The following is a 19,092-nucleotide window of genomic DNA, read 5'->3' on the forward strand; positions in this document are numbered from 1 at the left end:
AGTAATTGCTAATCAGTCTCCTAACATTAGTCTACAGCAGCGACTGTTCGCTGCCGGCTGAGGACTGCTGACACATGAATAATCACCAAGGATAGTTATTGCGCCGATGGTATCTACTCAATCTCTGAGGGCGGAATCTGGACTTCAGTACCTGTCTGAGTCTCAAGAGGCTCTCTCAAGCCGATCGCCCAATCAAGAACTTTTACCGCTGACAGCCCGCGTTAACAGCCGAGACCGGCTGGAAATCGGAGGCTGCGAAGTGACAGCTTTGGTGGAGCAATTTGGCTCGCCACTGTACATTTTAGACGAAGAAACGCTGCGGGCGGCTTGCACGCAGTACCGGGATGCTTTTGGGCGTTACTATCCGGGCGAAACTCAAGTGCTCTATGCTTCTAAGGCTTGGAGTTGTTTGGCGGTTTGCGCGATCGCAGCTTCCGAAGGTTTAGGAATAGATGTAGTATCTGCAGGGGAAATTTACACTGCACTGCAAGCTGGCGTTAGCCATGACAAAATCTATTTCCACGGTAACAACAAGTCCCGCGAGGAATTACAGCTAGCTGTCGAAAGCGGCTGCATTACCGTAGCCGACAATTGGCAGGATTTAGAAACTCTTTCTGAGTTGGGAAAATTGGGTGTCACCAGTAAAACAGGCGGGCCGACACGAGTTATGGTGCGGTTTACTCCGGGAATTGAGTGTCACACCCACGAGTACATTCAGACTGGTCAAATCGACAGTAAATTTGGCTTCGATCCCAATTCGCTCGATCGAGTATTTAAGTTCATCAGCGAACAGCCGTCCTTATATTGTGTGGGAGTGCACGCTCACATCGGCTCTCAGATTTTTGAACTTCAACCCCACGACGACTTAGCCGAGGTCATAATTCAGGCCTTGACAAAAGCACAAAGTTATGATTTGCCTGCGACAGAAATTAATATTGGCGGTGGGTTGGGCATTCGCTATACTGAAACGGACGATCCTCCTAGCATTGACGATTGGGCTCGGACAATTTGCACCGCAGTGGTAGCAGCTTGCGAGCGGCACCAATTGCCATTACCGAAATTGCTTTGCGAACCTGGTCGATCGCTCGTCGGTACAGCCTGCGTCACCGCTTACACCGTAGGTTCTCAAAAAGTTATTCCGGGAATGCGGACGTATTTAGCTGTGGATGGGGGAATGTCGGACAATCCGCGTCCTATTACCTATCAATCAGTGTATCGAATCCTCGCAGCCGGCAAAATGCGCGATCCCTTAACGGAAACAGTGACAATTGCTGGAAAACACTGCGAGTCAGGCGATGTTCTGATTAAAGATGCTAAATTGCCAGAGTGTCACGCCGGAGATATTCTCGCCGTTACGGCGACAGGAGCATACAATTACAGTATGTCTTCTAACTACAACCGAGTACCCCGACCGGCAGCGGTTTTAGTGAAAAATGGGGAAGTTAACACGATTTTACAGCGGGAAACTTACCAGGATTTGCTGAGGCTCGATCGCCTTCCGGCACGACTCGGAACTCAAAAGTAAGAAGTAAAAAATAAAAAGTAAAGAGTAAAAAGTAAGATAATTCATTTTGATTTCTTGATGATTGTCTTTTAACTTTTTACTTTTGGCTTGTTTAGTCACGCGATTGGAATAACAACTGTTCATGGTTCACGGGTTCGAGTGCATCACGGTTCGCGGTTCACAGGCGGTAGCGTTCGATGAACCATGAACAATCAACAATCTGGCTATAACTTTGGCCTCGTTGAGTCCTTATTGGTTCAGGCGATCGATATTGGACTGGTATTTACGCTTGCGTATTTGGTGCTCGTCATTGTCGGGGAGCGCCGGACGCTGTGGATGGTACGGGGATTTATTATTTTGATGCTGGCGACGGCACTGAGCAACTGGGCTGGATTGAGACTGTTGCACGTTGCCCTCAACAGCTTGGTGACAGGTTCTGCTGTGGCAATGGCGGTAATATTGCAGTCGGAGTTTCGCCGATTTCTGGAACAATTAGGGCGGGGGGAAATTGTACAATTGTTTGGACGCGATCGCCGACCAACTCCCGCACCGGACAGCGTAATAGATGAAATTGTGGACGCAGTAAAAGAACTTTCGCAAAACCGCACGGGCGCTTTATTAATTGTAGAAACAGATTCTCCGATCGACGATCGGGATTTTTCAGTGCCGGGAGTCAAGCTAAATGCTGAAGTCTCTAAAGAATTGTTGCAGACAATCTTTCAGCCGCAAACTTTGCTGCACGATGGTGCGGTGTTGATTCGAGCTTCGCGGATTGTGTCGGCGGGGGTAATTTTGCCTTTGTCCGATCGCAGCGCGTCGCGACAGTTGGGAACCCGCCACCGGGCGGCGATGGGGATTACCGAACGGGTGCAAGCTTGCGTGTGCGTGGTGGTGTCTGAGGAAACGGGTTCGATTTCTCTAGCGCAGATGGGAATGTTAAATCGACCTTTGACTAGCAGCAAACTTAAGGAATTGCTGGAAGCAAAGCTGTTTCCGTCGGAGGGAGAAAGAGTTGTGGCTCCAATTCCGATCGGCAATTTCGGACGGCAGATAGGATTGAAGGGAGTGACACTGTTAAAGCGGATACTGCGCCGTTAGTCGGGTAATCGGGAGAAACCATGAGTCAAGGAATTTGCTTGGAAAAGCTGCCGGAGGATCTACAACAAGAACTACTGCCTAAGCACATAGCAGTGATTATGGATGGCAACGGGCGCTGGGCTAAGAATAAGGGGTTGCCGCGGATTGCGGGACACCGCCGGGGGGCTAGCGCCCTGAAGGAATTGTTGCGCTGCTGCAAAGATTGGGGGATTCCAGCTTTAACGGCCTATGCTTTTTCGACGGAGAACTGGGGGCGGCCGGCTGGAGAGGTGGATTTTTTGATGAGTTTGTTTGAAGGCAAGCTGCGACAAGAATTGCGGGAGATGGTGGACGAGGACGTACAAATTCAATTTATGGGGAATTTGGAGGCTTTGCCGAGGTCTTTGCAGGCAGAAATCGAGCGTTCTGTAGCCGCAACGGAGCACAATCAGGGGATTTTGTTTCGGGTGGCGACGAATTATGGCGGCCGCCAGGAGATTGTACAGGCTTGTCGGGCGATCGCCACTCAAGTACAAGAAGGCAAGTTGCAGCCGGAGGAGATTGATGAGGTTTTATTTAAACGCTATTTGTATACTGCTGATGTTTGCGATCCGGATTTGCTGATTCGGACTAGCGGGGAAATGCGGTTGAGCAATTTCTTGCTGTGGCAAATGGCTTATGCGGAAATTTACATTACTGAGACGCTGTGGCCGGATTTTGATCGATCGGAGTTTCACCGCGCTTTGTCGGATTATCAAAAACGCAGCCGCCGATTTGGCAAAGTCTAAGGATTTGGGATTTGAGATTTGAGATTTTTTGGTTGATTTGTCAGTTTCTAATTAGATGTGGATTCTCGCTTGATTCCCAATCTAAAATCTCATAGCAATTTCACCGATGTCTCGATCGACAGAACAATCCGATTTTAGATCGTCGATTTGATTACAAATCTAAAAATCTCAAATCGCCAATCTAAAATCAAATTAGGGGCCCGAGAAAACGGCATCTTCAATGTCGTGACGCGAGAGAGAGTATTTGAAGGCTCGTTGAATGTCTTTACCGTCGGCCCCTGCGTCAATGTAGCGGACGGTGATTTGGTCGATATCGAGGAAAAGTTCTGCTTTCCAGGTAGGTCGATCGATCTGCCAGCAGTGTAGTTCTTGCCGGTCTTGCTCGCAGCCGCGGCTTTTTAGCCACTGCTCGATTTCTGGCAGCGGATGGTTGTACAAAGGAGTATCAGCGGAAGGAAGAGTCATGGGATTTTAGATTTTAGATTTTAGATTGGGAGATTTTGGATTGGGGATTTGAGCGTTTAATTGCCGCGAATTAAGCCGATCGCGATCGCCAGTACCAAACATCCGATTAAAGTAGTTCCCATGATAAACAGGGCGAATATTTCTCCTGGGGAAAGAGGGCGATCCGTGGGGTCTAGATAAGCCGAGTTAGAAGTTTTTTCACGCGATCGAGAAACCGGAGTGTTAAAACCAGGGGGCGACTGAATCACGTTCACGCGAGAGTAGCCTATTTTGAGGTCGTAGGCGAGGCGGCGTTCTGGGTTGCTGAGGGTGGCGTAGGCGTTGTTAAGCTGCTGAAATTTGGCGGTGGCGACGGAGGGCGGCAGGTCGGTGGTATCGGGATGGTAGAGTTTGCTCAGTTCCCGGTACGATCGGCGAATTTCGATCGGCGATGCGGAAGGATGGAGTCCTAACAAGCCGTAATGACTGGAACCCAAGGGGGTTTTGCCTGGTGTTTTCTGACTTTTGTTTTTAGCAGTTGCCTGGTTAGGATTCACCTCAGCGCCTCTAGGCTTGTTATGAATACTTTTCAATCATTTTAGCCTAAAGTTGGGGGTTAATCAACTTCATCGATTGGGGATGTCACTTGCTGTGGGTTTGATATTTCTGACTCGCCGATCGATCTGGCAAGCTGATTCCGCCAGAACCTTTTCTCGACACTGCGGATATTTTCTTCATATCTGAGTCGATCCAAGTAAAGCAGCAAATACTTCAATTCATCATCCGTCTCCTCCCCCTCAAAGGGGTTTACTCGCACCAGATTGCCATAGCTGCGCTCCCACTTTTGAGGCGTATCATCCACTGCAATGATTGACTCTAGACGATACCCTTTGCGCTTGACCTTTTTTATATTTTTGCGATTGTAATATTCCAACCATTCCATATCGTAATCGTAAGCAACTGTGCAGCGATCGCTTGCCCACACAAACGATAAAGTTTTAGGATTTTCAAAGATGGCTGACACAATTGCGATCGCATAAGACGGCGTTGAAGATGTCCAAACTGCCACCTCAAACCAGTCTAAGCAATTTTTCAAAAAGACATCAAGAAACGGTCGTTTGTAAATGTGATATGGCCCCACTAAAAAGTCAGCTTGCCGAGGTAGTGATGCTTCGGTAGCATAAATTAAAGTTTCATCAAGATCGAGGATCAATAGTTTTTTTATAGAATCCATAATCAAAAATCGTTCATCACTATGTCGAGGTCTACTCCCTGTACCAATTACTTTAAGCTATGAATCGCCCGAGCGCAAATTTTGCACATCCTCAACGCTAAGCCCCGTAACTTGGCTAATCGTGGCATTATCTAGCTGTGAAATTAATTGTTTGGCGATCGCTAGCGTTTCTTCTCGTTTTCTTTCCTCTCTTGCTTCCTGTATTCCTGCCTGTCTTGCTTCTTCAAAAGCTTTAATAATTGCCCCCTGTTGGTCGTGAATAAACTGTTCCCTGCGTTCCAAAGCTTCTACTTCTTCCCGACTTAACCGGGCTTCATTGGCAAGATCGAATGCTTTGTGGATTTCCGGTACGCTATCCATTGTTTCGGGAACTTCTGAGAGAATTCTGGCATATTTCATGAAATATATCCATTTATCTGTCAAAGTTTCTAGTTGACTTGCTTCTTTAGAGAATTTAGGTAATTCTACAAACACTAAATTCATGTCATTTTCCGGATAGTTTAAATTGCTTTTAACTTCTTTATACACAAATCTCGAAATTAAGTTAGGGCTGTTGCGAAACATTTCAAAATCTGTAATGGTTAAAGCTATTAATGGCTTGAGCATTCGATAGCCTTCTCCTTTTTGCAATTGAAATGCGTAGGTTTTGGCTGCATTATACAACACCCGATTGCCAGAATATTGAACATTGAGAACTAGAATTTCAATAATGACTAAGCTGCCATCGTCTAGTTTGGCTGTGACATTGAGGTAAGTATCTTTTAAGCCTTCTAGTTTGGGCGGCAGATTTGGGTTGATTATTTCTAAGTCTTCGATGGTAGAATTACCTTCATAAATTAAGGCGTTGAGAAAGCTAATCAGAATATCTTTGCTTTCTGATGAACCGAAGATTTTTTTGAAGGCGTAATCGGTTTTTGGGTTGATAAATATCATGGCTTTAATTTGGTAGTAGGGGTTAAATCACTGAAGCGTAGTTTGTTGTAAGTGTCAGGAATCGCCCGAAGATCGCAAATTTTCCACATCCTCAACGCTAAGCCCCGTAACTTGGCTGATGGCGGCATTATCTAGCTGTGAAAGTAATTGTTGGGCGATCGCCAACTTCTCCAATCGCTTTCCTTGTTCTATGCCTTGTTCTATGCCCTGTTCTATGCCCTGTTCTATGCCCTGTTCTATGCCCTGTTCTATGCCCTGTTCTCGCGCTTCTAGAGCCGCTTTCATGATCGCCCCCTGTTGGTCATAAATAAACTGTTCTCTTCTGTCCAAATCTGCCACTTCCTCCCGGCTTAACTTGGATTGATTCGCAATATTAAAAGCTGACTGTATTTCGGGTATGCTATCCATTGCTTCTGGGATTGATGTGAGACTTCTGGCATTTTTCATGAAATAAATCCATTTATCTGCTAAGGTTTCTAGTTCCTCCTCTCCTTTAGTAAACTTGGGCAACTCTACAAACACTAAATCCAGGTCGTTTTCGGGATACGTAAAGTTTTTATTGACTTCTTTGAACACAAATCTCGAAATCCATTCTTCGCTGTTAGCAAACATTTCAAAATCCGTAATTGTCAAAGCAATCACTGGCTTCAGCAATCGATATCCTTGTGCTGCTTCCAATTGAAAAGCATAGGTTTTTGCTGCATTGTACAAAACTCGCTTGCCAAAAGACTGGACGTTTAGCACTTGCATTTCAATGATGACTAAAGTGCCGTCACTAAGTTTGGCTTTCACATCCAGATAACTATCTTTTAAGCCTTCAAGTTTGGGCGGCAGATTTGGGTTGATAATTTCTAGGTCTTCGATGGTAGAATTGCCTTCATAAATTAAGGCGTTGAGAAAGCTAATCAGAATATCTTTGCTTTCTGATGAACCGAAGATTTTTTTGAAGGCGTAATCGGTTTTTGGGTTGATAAATATCATGGCTTTAATATTTAGGTTTTTGGTTATTAGTTTTGTGACGGAGTAGGGGATTTGAGAGCAGTCAAACTGCTGATTTTGTTTCAGGCAAAGACTTGACATCTTTGGGTAAATGTGCATTAGCGATCGCCAGCACAGACTCATCGTCCCTTTGTTCGCCGTCAATGGGGAGCTGGCAAGAAATTAGTTCTGTGACAATCCGATCGCCCAGAGCATCTTCCCAATCCTGCAACTGTTCTCTGGCTGCGATCGGGGAATTGACAGCAACATCTACGCCCATTTGGTGCAGGTTAAGGCTGTGAGTGGTCGATCGGCGGTTGACAAACTCCACCAACCAAACGCTCAATCCGACAGCAGCCATCAAAGGCAAGACAATGCGGTAATCGCGGGTTAATTCAAACATCAACAGGATGGCTGTCAGCGGTGCTTTGGCGCTGCCGGCAAGGATCGCGGCCATGCCCACCATTGCATAGGCAGCAGGGCCTGCAACTCGATCGCTCATTGCCGGCAACATTTCCAAAAAGATGCCGTAAGCCGAACCCAGACAAGCTCCCAAAAACATCGCCGGAGCGAATATCCCCCCTACCAAACCGCTGCCGAGGCTGATTGCTGTCACCGCCAGTTTGACGAATAGCAGCAACAACAGCAAAGGCAAGGAAAATTTCACATCTTGCAGCATGGCTTCAACTGTTTCGTAGCCTACGCCCAAAACTTGAGGAAATTGCAGGGCGACTAAACCGACAATCGCACCGCCGACGATCGGATGAAACGGGCGGGGCAGTCGTCCGAGCCAACCAAATCCTCGGATTTTTCCTTGAAAACAGCGATCGGTCAATTGAATTGCTTCTGTATAAGCTAGGGACACACAGCTCGCCAAAAGCCCCAATCCCATGTATAGCGGCAGTTCCAGGGGGCTGCGGACATCGTAGACAGGCAAAGCAAAGGCCGGCTGAGCTCCCAAACAAATTTGAGCGATCAGCGCCGAAACGACAGCAGAGAGCAAGACAACGCTGACTGACGAAGTGGCGAAGGTGCTGCCGAGCACGACTTCTAGCGCAAAAAAGACTCCGGCGATGGGAGAGTTAAACCCGGCGGATAAACCTGCTGCTGCTCCCGCGCCCAGGAGCAAGCGCTGCCGTTCTGGGGAGAGCTGCAAGACTTGAGCTAGCAGCATTCCGAAGTTGGCGCCGATTTCGACGCTGGGGGCTTCCGGGCCGAGAGATGCGCCGGTGCCGAGGGATACTGAGGCGGCCACCATTTTGGTGATGGGTTTGAGGGGGGAGAGTTCTTGCAGCCCCCGGGTGGCTGCAATTAACGATGACATATTCGGGCCAAAATCCCGAAACCGCCAGCGCATCAGCCCGATGATGACTCCGCCTAGGGTGGGAATGCAGGCTAGCGTCCAAGGGCCTTTCGAGGCGATCGCCCCCATGAAGTCTTCCAGCATCACGCTGTGGATGAAGTGGATCAGATAGTGAAAGGTGACAACGCCCGCGCCCGTAACTCCCCCAATGACTAGGGAGAGGATCAGCAGGAGGGTTTCGGGGCTAGGGTGCAGGCGGGTGAACAACGGGCTGAGGCGGGAGGCGTCGGGAGTTTCTGCGGTTGGCTCAGGTGGCGGCAGATCCACAGGAGGGGTGGCTGTCATTGAACGGTTAATTCTTCTGTGAGAAGTTAGATAAATATTACATTTTATTTCTTATTTTCATTTTGAGTGATTTTAGGGGAATTGACAACTTAATTAAGGCGTATTTTACGGTAGATTTTGGCGGCCAGTGGCTGGGGTGGAACGACCGATTCTGAGAGTCAGCAAATTGGGCGCGATCTAATTCTCAGTTACATTCAAACTTAGATAGATTCTGGCGATAATGCTCATTAACTATATTTACAGTGTTGGCGCTAGCGGGCGATCGCATCCATGAACTTGTAAAATCGTATAATTCAGTGAAATACAACATTCCGATTGAAGAATTGGCGATGCGAGATTCTACCTTAAAACCACAAATCTCAAAGCTAAAATCGATCGCGCGCAACATCAGATATGTTGTTTATCCGGCGGGATTCTTGGTCTGGCTTTGGCGATTAACATTAACGGATCGCCGATGGTGGCGACTTTCCAGGGAGGGGATTCTAGCTGGCGGGCTGCCATTAAAAAGGGTGCACCTCGTGTTAGGCGATCGACCATTATTTTAGGTGGAAGAAATGCAGCCAAAAAAGGTTCGTTGACGCTACCAATATAGGCGTAAGCGCCATTTTGCAACCACCTACCAGCAACGGTATTTACATCATCGGGAGCTGATGCTGACCAACTGTGAATCATGTGGATTGCTGCAGGAAATTGCAGCTTTGGTATGTCGTCAACTGCCGCGTCGCCGTTACCGACTTGAAATGATTTTGGATAGCCTTTGGAATTCATCAATATTAAGTCAAATGCCCACGGTATTGCTGCTAAACTCCGCCATCTTTCCAAGCTAGCTTGTGGTTGTTGCACTAATTCTACGTTAATGCCTATGCTTTTTAGTTTGTTAGATGCTTCTTCCATTCCATATTTTCCCCAGTTTCCTTCTGTGGGGTAGCTGTTATAAAGCATAGCTGTTTGGCTGTCAAGAAATATCGCACACATGGCTTGATAGATCGATCGCACTTCGGAGCCGTAAATCCAGCCTGCGGCGGCCCACCGTTCGCCGTTGGGATGCCTTCCTAAACCGTCGGTAACAGCCCATTGTTCGTCTTTGTTTTTGGGGGATTGATATTTTACTGCTAGTTGGCGTACAATGGTAATTGTGTCGATCGGATCTCCGAGTTGAGAGTAAAAATATCCAGTGGATTCGACGGCTTTTGTAACCGCTGCTTGCAGATTTTTCCACTGTGTATCATTGAGGTTATCGTTGGGTTTTCCGAAGTTACCTTCGAGAAATACTAAAGGTTCGCCGCGGGCTGCTGCTAAGGCAACTGCTGCTGTACGTGCGGGGTCGTTTTCTGATGTGATTACTACTCCTGGAGGTTCCCAGCCCAGCTCAGTCCATTTTGCTTTTAAGGTTTTAGTATCCGTGGCATTCCAGGCTGCTGCTGCGCTGTTGAGCATTAATTGTTGGAGTTTTTGACCTTTTGGGAGTTGCTGTTTGATGCTCGGCAAACGGATGATTTCTTCGGGTTGGAAGCGCTGTACAAACATCGGCGCATATTTTTTATCTTCGATGAGAATGGGCCAGTTTCCTTTGAGATTCCATTTTTGGATTGCTGCTAAGAATGTGGCTTCGTCTGGTACTAAAACTATGCGATTAACTGTTGGGATGTTTTCGCGGAGGATGTTGACTCGGAGGCCTGTTTGTACTGGCCAGGGTTCTTGTTTGGCTGAGTCGGGAAGTTTAAAGGATTTTGTTGCAATAAAAAAGCTACATCCATTAATTATTGTTAAAAACGAGCACAAAAATAGGATTAATGCACACATTTTAATGTGTAACTTTTTGCGATTTTTCATATTTTTTTTACCGCAGATTGAAGCAGATTTACGCGGATTAACTCAGAGGTCGATGGGTTCTATTAATAAATGCCCGGAATGAGTTTTTTGACTCGCTGGCGATATTCTGAATAGTCGGGATATTTTTCACTCAACCAGGTTTCTTCACGATTGGCTTTGATATCAAAAAATATCAGTAAAATTGCAGTTGCTATTAAGTGCGATATGCTCATTTGAAAAATTGTCCAACCGAAAGCTGCTAAAACTAAGCCGCTGTATAAGGGATGCCGCACTATGCTGTAAATTCCTGTTTGGATTAATTCTCCGTTTTCTATGGGATAGGGTAAAGGTGTGAGGTTTTTTCCTAAGTCTATCAATCCTTTGACGATTAAAATTAGCGCGCCTAAGCCGAGCATAGCTGCGAGAAACCAGGTAACATAAATTAATTGAGTTGATTGAATTTTGAATCCCGGCATTTGATAAACTGGTAAAATGGCAAATCCTGCTAGTAATGCTCCTTGCAGTAATACTAAATATTCGCCACGGCTGTTGTGACGCAAGCTTTCGCGGGTGAAACCCCAGTCAGTTAAAATTTTCATAGTTGAAGGAATTGGGAATTGGGAATTGGGAATTGGGAATTGGGAATTGGGAAGAAGTCATTAGTCATTAGTCATTAGTGCTGTCCCCGCCGAGCTTTCCGTCCAATGTCATCAGGAATAAGGAAGAGGGAAGTAAGCTGTTGCGGCATTTAAACTGTATGTCAACAAATAATAAAACTCTTGTGGGGTGGACATCCTGCCCGCCCTGAATATGCAATTAAAATGCGCTACAGCTTAAAACCCAACCTACGCCGAACAGTCAACAGTCAACAGTCAACAATCAACAGTCAACAGTCAACAATCAACAGTCAACAATTAACAAATTTATTCTAGCCAAGGACGTGTCATTAGCTCTAGTTGGTTGACTTCATCTTGGCTTAAAGTCCAACCTAATGCGCCTGCATTTTCTTGGGCTTGTCTTGCGGTTTTAGCGCCGGGAATGGGGATGACTCCGTTTTGGGCTATTAGCCAGTTTAGGGCTACTTGGGCGGGCGTGCGAGATCGCTTTTTGCCCATTTTCCGCAGGGTGGACATGACTAATTCGATTTTTTCGATGCCTGTTTTGCTGAAGCGGGAATCCAGTTTCCGGGCTCCTGCCGGTTGTTCTTCGGCGGTGTATTTACCTGTCAGCAATCCTTGGGCTAAGGGGCTGTAAGCTAAAATTGTTACTCCCAATTCCGAGGCTGTACTGACAATTTTTTGTTTTTCTACTTGCCGCGACAGCAATGAATAACGGACTTGATTGGTTGCTAGGGGTACGCCTCTGGCTGCGAGTATTTTGTGGGCTTCTCGCATTTGTTCTGCTGAATAGTTGCTGACTCCTACTGCTTGAATTCTGCCTTTTTTTACTTCGTCTGCTAAGGCGTTCATTAGGCTTTCTTGACTCAGTAAAAAAGTGAAAGGCCAGTGGACTTGGTAGAGGGTTATTTGTTCTACTTGCAAGCGTTTTAAGCTGGCACTCAAAGCGTCGGAAACAGATTTTCCGGTAATCCGCCAAGGTACGGGGCCGAATTTGGTGGCTATTTGGACGGGTTGGCTGGTTTTTTTGATAAACTGTCCCAGCAATTCTTCTGACAAGCCGTTACCGTAGACTTCGGCTGTGTCGAAAAAGTTGACTCCTGCGTCTAGGGCTGTTTTGAATGCTGCTTCTACTTCGGTGGCGCCGTAGTTGCTGCCGTAGTTCCAAAATAGTTTATCGCCCCAAGCCCAAGTTCCGACGCACAGGGGAATGACGGCTGGGCCGTTTTGTCCTAGGGTAATGGTTGTCACGGTTGGTAAATCCACAGTTATTGATTCTCTTTATTTTTATATGAATTTATACGAATAATCGCATTTGAGCTTCGGGCTTTGGGAGGAAAGGCGGCTGTATCTCAGTTACTATAAATGAGTCATGCTGTATTTATTTTAATAGTTATGTCGATCGACCGTTTGCCAGATTCTAGATTAACAGATTCCGCGACTGCTGCTATCAAGAGAGTTACCCTCGTGACTATGTTCCGGCTGGGTTTGTTTCAGATGGGGCTGGGTATGATGTCGATTTTGACGCTGGGGGTGCTCAATCGCGTGATGATTAAGGAGTTGGCGATTCCGGCTACTGTGGTGGCGGGTACTCTGGCGATGCACCAGTTTGTCGCCCCGGCTAGGGTGTGGTTCGGGCAAATGTCTGATGCTAAGCCTTTGTTCGGGCATCACCGCACGGGTTATGTGTGGCTGGGAGGGCTGTTGTTTGTAATTTCGGCTTTTTTGGCGGTGCAGGTGATGTGGTGCTTGGGCGACAGTTTGGAGGCTGTGGGATGGACGACTCCTACTTACGGTTGGGTGGGTTTGTTGGGTTTGGTTTTTGCAATTTACGGTATCGCGATTTGTTCGAGTTCGACTCCTTTTACTGCTTTGTTGGTGGATGTTTCGGATGAGGAAGACCGATCGAAGTTGATTGGTGTTGTGTGGTCGATGCTGATGGTTGGTATCATTATCGGGGCGATTGTCAGCAGCGGTTTGCTGAAGCAAATTGATGGGGATGTGCCTCGGGAAGTGTTGCAGGCTTCGATTAACGGTTTGTTTGTGAAAGTGCCGGCAGTTGTTTTGCTGTTGGTGGCGGTTGCAACTTTTGGGGTTGAGAAAAAGTATTCGCGGTACGGGGTGCGATCGATCTCAGTTAATCGAGAAGATAAAATTACTCTGGGAAGTGCGCTGCGGATTTTGACTGCTAGCCGTCAAACCGGTTTATTTTTTACTTTCCTGCTGATTATGACAATTTGCTTGTTTATGCAGGATGCGGTTTTGGAACCTTACGGCGGGGAAATTTTTAAGATGCCGATTTCGGAAACTACGCGGTTGAATGCTATTTACGGTACTGGCGTGCTGTTTGGTTTGAGTGCCACTGGTTTTTTAATTGTGCCGCGAATTGGCAAGCAAAATACGATTAGGTTGGGTTGTTTGTCGGTGGCTGCTTGTTTTTGTTTGATTATTTTATCGGGATTTACTGGTAATCCAATTGTGTTTAAGTCGGCTTTAATGTGCTTCGGATTAGCTTCAGGAATTACGACGACTGGTGCGCTAAGTTTGATGTTGGATTTGACTGCTGCAGAAACGGCGGGGACTTTTATTGGCGCTTGGGGTTTGTCGCAAGCGATGGCGCGGGGTGTGGCGACTGTTAGCGGCGGTGCTATTTTGGATTTTGGCAGGAGTTTGTTTGGGGTGCCGATGTTGGCTTACGGGTTAGTATTTGCTGTGCCGGCGGTGGGTATGATTCTGGCTGTTTGGCTGTTGGGTAGGGTGGATGTGCGGGAGTTTCAGGATAATGCTAAAAGTGCGATCGCCACTATTCTTGAAAATGAACTAGACTGATATTTTGTCAGTTGGCAGTTGGCAGTTGGCAGTTGCCCGTTGCCCGTTGCCCGTTGTTAGTTTCAATAACTAATAACCAATAACCAATAACCAACAACAAATAACCAATAACCAATAACCAACAACAAATAACCAATAACCAATAACCAATAACCAATAACTAATGACTAATTTTTGGGACTCTATTTTAACTTTTTCTCAAACTACTGTCAAGACAATTGGACAGCAGTTTTTGAAAGATTTCGGTTGCGTACAAGCGGATGAGAAAGATGATGGCACTTTGGTTACGCAATCTGACAATTGGGCGGATGCGGAAATTAGAAGTGCGATCGCAATTGCGTTTCCCAGCCACGGGATTTTGAGCGAAGAAGGAGAACACGTTTTGCCCGATACTGAATGGTGTTGGGTTGTAGATCCCTTGGATGCTACGACTAATTTTGCTCGCGGAATTCCAATTTGGGGGATTTCTTTAGGCTTATTGTATCGCGGAACTCCAGTTTTTGGCTGCGTGCATTTGCCGCCGTTGAATCAAACTTTTCACGGTTTTTATGCAGAGGATTTGGCGGGCAATGATGTATTGACAAATATGCCTCAAGGTGCGTTTTTAAACGATCGCCCAATTCGCCCTAGTCCTGATAAAATGAGCGGAAATCATATTTTTAATTTGTGTTCCCGGAGTGTGGGAATCGGGCCTAATCTTCCGAGTAAAATTCGGATGTTGGGGATGGCTAGTTACAATTTTTTGATGGTGGCTTCGGGTGTCGCTATGGGAGGCGTGGAAGCGACTCCGAAAATTTGGGATATTGCCGGGAGTTGGGTAATTGTGAAGGCTGCGGGTGCGGTTTGGTTGCCGCTGGAGTCCCAGGCGATTTTTCCGTTGGAAGTGGGGAAGAATTACGGGAGGGTTTCTTATCCGACTTTGGTAATGAACCGGCAGGAGTTAGTGTCGGTATTTTTGCCGTTTGTGGAAGCTTGGAAGAAAAAGAAAATGGGCTGATATTAATGTAGCCTCGAACCTGTTTTATCGTCGTGCAGGGATGACCTAATCGGACAATTTTAAATAAAACTGCATGGCAGGTGTGACGGAGGAGTCTCCCACGCCTGCCGTGCGGTTTGTAACAAGTATAACCGACCGATGACCGATGGTTAAATTATGCTTGCTCTTGTGCATTTCTGCCAATGTGCGATCGGGTGGTTTTCTTTAGGTCGATCGGGTGATGCGGTAGTGGTAAAATTTGTGGTAATCTTTCTGCGAGTTCAGGGATTCGTCAGACGGATGATTTTCTAAGTGCGATGCTAAAGCGCGGCTGCTGGTTTTTGCTAGCGCTGCTTCTTCAGTTGTAAGTAATACAGGTGCTGAGTTTGGATTTCCGGTGAATGTCATGTTAATTTTGGGGTGAGAATCACCAGCAATCAACTATAGCCTTTCTCAGAAAGATGAGGTACTATCCGGGATAGGATAGGGGATAGGGCATAGGGCATACCTCACTTTTTTGATAACCGCTATATAATTGTAGCAATTTTAGGACGCGATTTGCGATCGGGATAGCCCAGATGCACGTACTTTATACAGCAACTAAAATAACAAAAATTAGGATTGGGACACAACATTGTTATGTCCCTACCGCCCCATCAATTTATCGCCTTATGCGATTAATTTAGACAGGATATTCGACAATTTAGCACCGAGATTTTCCACAGATTCCTGCTGTTGGGCATCTTTCATCGTACCGTCATCATTAAACGCTTCAAAAGCTTTGGGAATTGCTTTCTGATCCGGGAGGACAAACACGCTAATATTCCCCAGGATAGAGCGCAAATGAACCAATCCCCGCAAACCGCCAAGTCCGCCAGGAGAAGCACTCATAATTACCGCTACTTTGCCAGTAAATGCCACTAATCCCGGTTCGCCGGGAGCGGGGCGCGACACCCAGTCGATAGCATTTTTCAACACAGGCGTAACCGAACTGTTATACTCAGGGGAAGCTATCAAAAACCCGTGATGCGCTATCATCAATTCCTTCAACTTCCGGGCATTTTCTGGCATTCCCTCTTTTGCTTCCAAATCTTCGTCAAATATCGGCAACGGCAAATCGCGCAAATCTACATAGGTAACTTCTGCACCCGCCGCCCTAGCACCAGCAGCAGCAACTTTTACCAGCAGTTTGTTGTAGGATGCTTCGCGGGTACTTCCGGCAAATGCCAGTATTTTTGGTGTATTGTTCATGGTACTTCCTGATATTTTGACAAGATAATCTTGACATTTTCAAGATAAATTTTAGCAAAGGAAGGCGCGATCGCACAATCTTTGGGTAACATTAAAGTTAAGAAACACCAAAATAATGTTTGAGAAAATACAAAACCGCGTTACAAAAAGGCTGGTATCGCCCTTGTGCATTCATTCGTTGACAAACTTGAGCTAATAATTCTGCCTCTTCCTGTGTCATGATTCCTTGCAATGCTTCAAGTGCTTGAATTCGTCCCTGTGTTAAGTCATAATGATTGAGTCCCAAAACTTCAATGGTTGTTTGAGCATCTATTTGATGAGCTAAATTATTTGCAGTTGGCAGTATCTCACCAGTGCTAGAGTAATCAAAAAATTCTTCACAGTTGGCTTGTAGTGGCGAAACCCCGATCGCACGATCCCCCTTCTTATTACCACAATACTCTGGCCAACGATACCCTGGCTTATTTGTATCTCGGCCACAAGAAGCTAGCATATTTGTGTACTCAACAGATAATTCTGCATCTGTCTTGCTCTGAGGGTCTAGATGTTCAATATGGCTATTGGTTTTATCAACTCTTTGACAACAGTAGCAGCAAATATAGCCTTGTTCACTTAGCAAAGAAATGTGTACCGCTGCTCTCTCAGGGTTGAGAAAATGTTTGTAATGATAGTTGGGGGTAGGCTTCTGTATAACCTTCCAGTTGGAAAGAATTTGAGGTTCTTTCCCCTTTTGAATATATTTCATTTATTGAGAATTTCCTTGCGTTGAATTAGCCAATCTGCTCTCACAAATTCAGGATCTTCTTCTCCCATTCTGTGTGCTAATTCTTGGCGAAATTTCCGTGCCTTTCCGAGTTCGCCCTTGTCTATCAAGCGAAACAATTCACGTAAATCTTCCTTAATTTCCTGCGGACGTTCTGGAGTTCCCATAAGCGTTTCTAGAATCCGATTACTATCTTTCCCAAAGGATGGTACTCGCTCGATCGCAATTCCTTCAGATGTTGACCTCAAAAGATGAACCCATTTGAGATCGCTGATTACCTGTGGCGAATGAGTCGTAATTATAAACTGGCAATTTGGGAATGTTTTTTTCAGATTCGGAATAATCGCCCGTTGCCATTTTGGGTGCAAGTGGAGCTCAATCTCGTCAATCAAAACAACGCCGGAACCCTCAAGCGGATTGCAATCTGGATTCGGATTTGCGATCGCCAAACGCCTTGCTAAATCTCCTGCTAGTGCTAACAAGCATTTTTCACCATCGGATAGTTGATTGACGATCAGTTCATCGCCTTCTTTGTTTACAGTCATTCGTAAAGGCGATCGCCTAACCCGTAAATTTGACCAGCCGTCTAGTAAGTTAGCGATCGCATATCTGACTGCTTCTAGTTCGCGATCGCGATACTGATCGGAATCATTTAGTCGTACTTCGTTTTCTAAATCTTCCCGATCTCTAAACCATTCAAAAAAGCGCCTAAAATCGATCTGCCCTCCCGTGAGAGCCTCGTCATAAGCAGTTATCTGCTCAAACGAATGTTTCGTCCTAATCTTCAAAGGAATATCAAGTACGGCACGGTTAGTTGGGTAGTAAACAGCCAGAGGCAATGTTGCGTAAGAATTAGCATATAACTGACTGTGTATGTGCTCAACAACTCTTTTTAACTCCACAAGGTTGCTGCTAGTATCCTGGCTTCGCCCTTTCCTGACCTTGGTTAAAGACCATACCACTTCCGGCCAGTCATTGATTGAAATTGTAATTTCGTTGTGAGTTTCTTTGCATCCTTTTTTGATCTCATCTTCGTGGAAAAAACGTCCATGACTATTGGTAGTTTGAATTCGCTTTGTCAGCCAGTAGAGAAGAATAGCCAAACACTCAAGTATGCTGGACTTCCCCACACCGTTGATACCGATGAACACAGTCGGCTCATCTTTATCAAACTCCAGGGTCAAATCGCTGATGCCTCGGAATGAGTTCATTTTTAGACGCTTGACTTTCACGATTTGGTTCTCCCTCTGGCTTAGTGGGTTATATTTTTGAAATCATATCAAATCAATGCTTCCAAACAAAGTCAGCAATGGGTCTATCTGCCGATAAAGCAGGATTGTCACTGGAATTGAATAAAACCGATCGCACTTTTACATTCCCGACTCCCAAACGCCTCTCGACGCGGCTGGGAATGCCGTAACCGTAAATAATATGTCCTTTACCCGCCAACACGACAACTTGATAGTCGGGGTTGGCTTTGACAAATTCAGCTATTTTTTCCGCCATAGTTTCGTCCCACAAAACTTGGGCTTGCAAAAATCTTTCAAAAGCCGAACTATTTCCCTGTCCTGCCTTTTGGTGTTGCTGGTAAACTTCTAGCAGCATTTGCCGGTATTCGGCGTTGTCGGTGCGAATTTCGGATATTGGCGGAATGTGCTTTTTTTCCTCCGCTGTGAGGCTTTCTAAACCTTGACTGGCAACTTTTCTCGTTACTTCGGATGGTGTATTTAAGGCGAGGACAGGTAGTTGATTTTCTTTGGCAAACCGCAAAATGGGAGCGTAATATTCCCAGGGAAAACGCCACCTGCGATCGTACTCTGTTTGCTCGATTAATTGCTCTTCTGTGAGTTTACCTGCTAAGTAGTTGTCGATCGCACTTTGAAAGGGACGCTGAAACATTTCTAGGGCGATCGCAATTTTACGATTTTGTCGCTGCATTTCTTGGATTATCTTCAGTTGAGCCTGGTGGTCTGCCGCGCTATCGTGAGTTTCTCCCAGATACACAATTTTCGCCTTCACCAACTGTTGCAGAATCTCTTGGTTAGTGTAAGTTTGCTGCGGTTGAGGCTTCACAGTCGGTTCTGCTGTCGCTATCACATTGCTACACAGCAGGAAAATGCTCAGCGATAAAACACACAGTTTGATGAGTTTGGTTGTTTTCATAAAAATATTATGCCTGTTTCTCGCAGCAGCAACCACAGCCGAACTCTAGGATTTTACCTGAGCATCCACAAAGCT

Annotated in this window: 19 protein-coding genes; 5 read left to right on the forward strand and 14 right to left on the reverse strand. The window is 46.0% G+C overall.

The window, feature by feature from the left end; all coding sequences use genetic code 11:
- The first annotated feature begins 106 nt into the window (after nt 1-106).
- The 3 genes from lysA (at nt 107) to QUB13_RS00730 (ending at nt 3,369) form a co-directional block, all read left to right on the forward strand.
- Nucleotides 107-1,525: a diaminopimelate decarboxylase gene (lysA, locus tag QUB13_RS00720; RefSeq protein WP_333115195.1), complete on the forward strand. Its 1,419-nt coding sequence runs from the start codon at nt 107-109 to the stop codon at nt 1,523-1,525.
- Nucleotides 1,526-1,708: 183 nt separating this feature from the next.
- The gene (cdaA, locus tag QUB13_RS00725) at nt 1,709-2,602 is read left to right on the forward strand and encodes a diadenylate cyclase CdaA (protein WP_194011314.1); all 894 of its coding nucleotides are present in this window, start codon (nt 1,709-1,711) and stop codon (nt 2,600-2,602) included.
- 20 nt (nt 2,603-2,622) lie between these two features.
- Nucleotides 2,623-3,369 carry an isoprenyl transferase gene (locus tag QUB13_RS00730; RefSeq protein ID WP_333377776.1) on the forward strand — a complete coding sequence of 249 codons (747 nt, stop codon included), beginning with the start codon at nt 2,623-2,625 and terminating at the stop codon, nt 3,367-3,369.
- 192 nt (nt 3,370-3,561) lie between these two features.
- Here QUB13_RS00730 and QUB13_RS00735 read toward each other — a convergent pair whose 3' ends face one another.
- The 9 genes from QUB13_RS00735 to QUB13_RS00775 all read right to left on the reverse strand — a co-directional run bounded on the left by QUB13_RS00735 (nt 3,562) and on the right by QUB13_RS00775 (nt 12,286).
- On the reverse strand, nt 3,562-3,834 hold the full coding sequence (locus QUB13_RS00735; protein ID WP_194069554.1) for a DUF3143 domain-containing protein: 273 nt from the start codon (nt 3,832-3,834) through the stop codon (nt 3,562-3,564).
- Nucleotides 3,835-3,890: 56 nt separating this feature from the next.
- Nucleotides 3,891-4,370, reverse strand: coding sequence for a J domain-containing protein (locus tag QUB13_RS00740; RefSeq protein ID WP_333378220.1), 480 nt, complete (start codon nt 4,368-4,370; stop codon nt 3,891-3,893).
- A gap of 59 nt (nt 4,371-4,429) precedes the next feature.
- Nucleotides 4,430-5,047 carry an HAD family hydrolase gene (locus QUB13_RS00745; RefSeq protein WP_333377779.1) on the reverse strand — a complete coding sequence of 206 codons (618 nt, stop codon included), beginning with the start codon at nt 5,045-5,047 and terminating at the stop codon, nt 4,430-4,432.
- 57 nt (nt 5,048-5,104) lie between these two features.
- On the reverse strand, nt 5,105-5,980 hold the full coding sequence (locus tag QUB13_RS00750) for an Rpn family recombination-promoting nuclease/putative transposase (protein WP_333377781.1): 876 nt from the start codon (nt 5,978-5,980) through the stop codon (nt 5,105-5,107).
- Nucleotides 5,981-6,034: 54 nt separating this feature from the next.
- On the reverse strand, nt 6,035-6,961 hold the full coding sequence (locus QUB13_RS00755) for an Rpn family recombination-promoting nuclease/putative transposase (protein ID WP_333377785.1): 927 nt from the start codon (nt 6,959-6,961) through the stop codon (nt 6,035-6,037).
- A gap of 61 nt (nt 6,962-7,022) precedes the next feature.
- Nucleotides 7,023-8,606, reverse strand: a complete 1,584-nt coding sequence (locus QUB13_RS00760) for a chloride channel protein (RefSeq protein WP_333377789.1) — start codon at nt 8,604-8,606, stop codon at nt 7,023-7,025.
- 387 nt (nt 8,607-8,993) lie between these two features.
- Nucleotides 8,994-10,439: a hypothetical protein gene (locus tag QUB13_RS00765; protein WP_333377790.1), complete on the reverse strand. Its 1,446-nt coding sequence runs from the start codon at nt 10,437-10,439 to the stop codon at nt 8,994-8,996.
- Nucleotides 10,440-10,501: 62 nt separating this feature from the next.
- Nucleotides 10,502-11,017, reverse strand: a complete 516-nt coding sequence (locus QUB13_RS00770; RefSeq protein WP_333377793.1) for a methyltransferase family protein — start codon at nt 11,015-11,017, stop codon at nt 10,502-10,504.
- Nucleotides 11,018-11,341: 324 nt separating this feature from the next.
- The gene (locus QUB13_RS00775) at nt 11,342-12,286 is read right to left on the reverse strand and encodes an aldo/keto reductase (RefSeq protein WP_333378223.1); all 945 of its coding nucleotides are present in this window, start codon (nt 12,284-12,286) and stop codon (nt 11,342-11,344) included.
- 144 nt (nt 12,287-12,430) lie between these two features.
- Between QUB13_RS00775 and QUB13_RS00780 the strand changes: the two genes are divergently transcribed.
- A complete protein-coding gene (locus tag QUB13_RS00780; RefSeq protein WP_333090085.1) occupies nt 12,431-13,864 on the forward strand; it encodes a BCD family MFS transporter in 1,434 nt (477 codons plus the stop codon).
- Between the two features lie 163 nt (nt 13,865-14,027).
- The gene (locus tag QUB13_RS00785) at nt 14,028-14,861 is read left to right on the forward strand and encodes an inositol monophosphatase family protein (RefSeq protein ID WP_333377796.1); all 834 of its coding nucleotides are present in this window, start codon (nt 14,028-14,030) and stop codon (nt 14,859-14,861) included.
- A 204-nt stretch (nt 14,862-15,065) separates the two neighbouring features.
- On the opposite strand, the gene QUB13_RS00790 is transcribed toward QUB13_RS00785, so the two are convergent.
- The 5 genes from QUB13_RS00790 to QUB13_RS00810 form a co-directional block, all read right to left on the reverse strand.
- Complete coding sequence (locus QUB13_RS00790; RefSeq protein WP_333377799.1) at nt 15,066-15,281, reverse strand: hypothetical protein; 216 nt, start codon at nt 15,279-15,281, stop codon at nt 15,066-15,068.
- Nucleotides 15,282-15,509: 228 nt separating this feature from the next.
- On the reverse strand, nt 15,510-16,091 hold the full coding sequence (locus QUB13_RS00795) for an NADPH-dependent FMN reductase (RefSeq protein ID WP_333377802.1): 582 nt from the start codon (nt 16,089-16,091) through the stop codon (nt 15,510-15,512).
- Nucleotides 16,092-16,188: 97 nt separating this feature from the next.
- The gene (locus tag QUB13_RS00800; RefSeq protein ID WP_333377803.1) at nt 16,189-16,836 is read right to left on the reverse strand and encodes a retron system putative HNH endonuclease; all 648 of its coding nucleotides are present in this window, start codon (nt 16,834-16,836) and stop codon (nt 16,189-16,191) included.
- Nucleotides 16,833-18,086 (reverse strand): AAA family ATPase, encoded by a 1,254-nt coding sequence (locus QUB13_RS00805; protein ID WP_333377806.1) that lies wholly within the window; start codon nt 18,084-18,086, stop codon nt 16,833-16,835. The genes QUB13_RS00800 and QUB13_RS00805 overlap by 4 nt, the downstream gene beginning before the upstream one ends.
- A gap of 52 nt (nt 18,087-18,138) precedes the next feature.
- Nucleotides 18,139-19,017 carry a ChaN family lipoprotein gene (locus QUB13_RS00810; RefSeq protein ID WP_333377809.1) on the reverse strand — a complete coding sequence of 293 codons (879 nt, stop codon included), beginning with the start codon at nt 19,015-19,017 and terminating at the stop codon, nt 18,139-18,141.
- Nucleotides 19,018-19,092: the final 75 nt, after the last annotated feature.

Source organism: Microcoleus sp. B4-D4 (assembly GCF_036705185.1).
In the GTDB taxonomy this organism is placed as follows: domain Bacteria; phylum Cyanobacteriota; class Cyanobacteriia; order Cyanobacteriales; family Microcoleaceae; genus Microcoleus.

Bases quoted from the DNA above. Each gene is read 5' to 3' on its own strand.
- QUB13_RS00800 (WP_333377803.1), bottom strand. From the start codon at position 16,836: ATGAAATATATTCAAAAGGGGAAAGAACCTCAAATTCTTTCCAACTGG.
- QUB13_RS00785 (WP_333377796.1), top strand. From the start codon at position 14,028: ATGACTAATTTTTGGGACTCTATTTTAACTTTTTCTCAAACTACTGTC.
- QUB13_RS00795 (WP_333377802.1), bottom strand. From the start codon at position 16,091: ATGAACAATACACCAAAAATACTGGCATTTGCCGGAAGTACCCGCGAA.
- QUB13_RS00755 (WP_333377785.1), bottom strand. From the start codon at position 6,961: ATGATATTTATCAACCCAAAAACCGATTACGCCTTCAAAAAAATCTTC.
- QUB13_RS00780 (WP_333090085.1), top strand. From the start codon at position 12,431: ATGTCGATCGACCGTTTGCCAGATTCTAGATTAACAGATTCCGCGACT.
- QUB13_RS00750 (WP_333377781.1), bottom strand. From the start codon at position 5,980: ATGATATTTATCAACCCAAAAACCGATTACGCCTTCAAAAAAATCTTC.
- QUB13_RS00745 (WP_333377779.1), bottom strand. From the start codon at position 5,047: ATGGATTCTATAAAAAAACTATTGATCCTCGATCTTGATGAAACTTTA.
- QUB13_RS00770 (WP_333377793.1), bottom strand. From the start codon at position 11,017: ATGAAAATTTTAACTGACTGGGGTTTCACCCGCGAAAGCTTGCGTCAC.
- QUB13_RS00730 (WP_333377776.1), top strand. From the start codon at position 2,623: ATGAGTCAAGGAATTTGCTTGGAAAAGCTGCCGGAGGATCTACAACAA.
- QUB13_RS00765 (WP_333377790.1), bottom strand. From the start codon at position 10,439: ATGAAAAATCGCAAAAAGTTACACATTAAAATGTGTGCATTAATCCTA.
- QUB13_RS00810 (WP_333377809.1), bottom strand. From the start codon at position 19,017: ATGAAAACAACCAAACTCATCAAACTGTGTGTTTTATCGCTGAGCATT.
- QUB13_RS00735 (WP_194069554.1), bottom strand. From the start codon at position 3,834: ATGACTCTTCCTTCCGCTGATACTCCTTTGTACAACCATCCGCTGCCA.
- cdaA (WP_194011314.1), top strand. From the start codon at position 1,709: ATGAACAATCAACAATCTGGCTATAACTTTGGCCTCGTTGAGTCCTTA.
- QUB13_RS00760 (WP_333377789.1), bottom strand. From the start codon at position 8,606: ATGACAGCCACCCCTCCTGTGGATCTGCCGCCACCTGAGCCAACCGCA.
- lysA (WP_333115195.1), top strand. From the start codon at position 107: ATGGTATCTACTCAATCTCTGAGGGCGGAATCTGGACTTCAGTACCTG.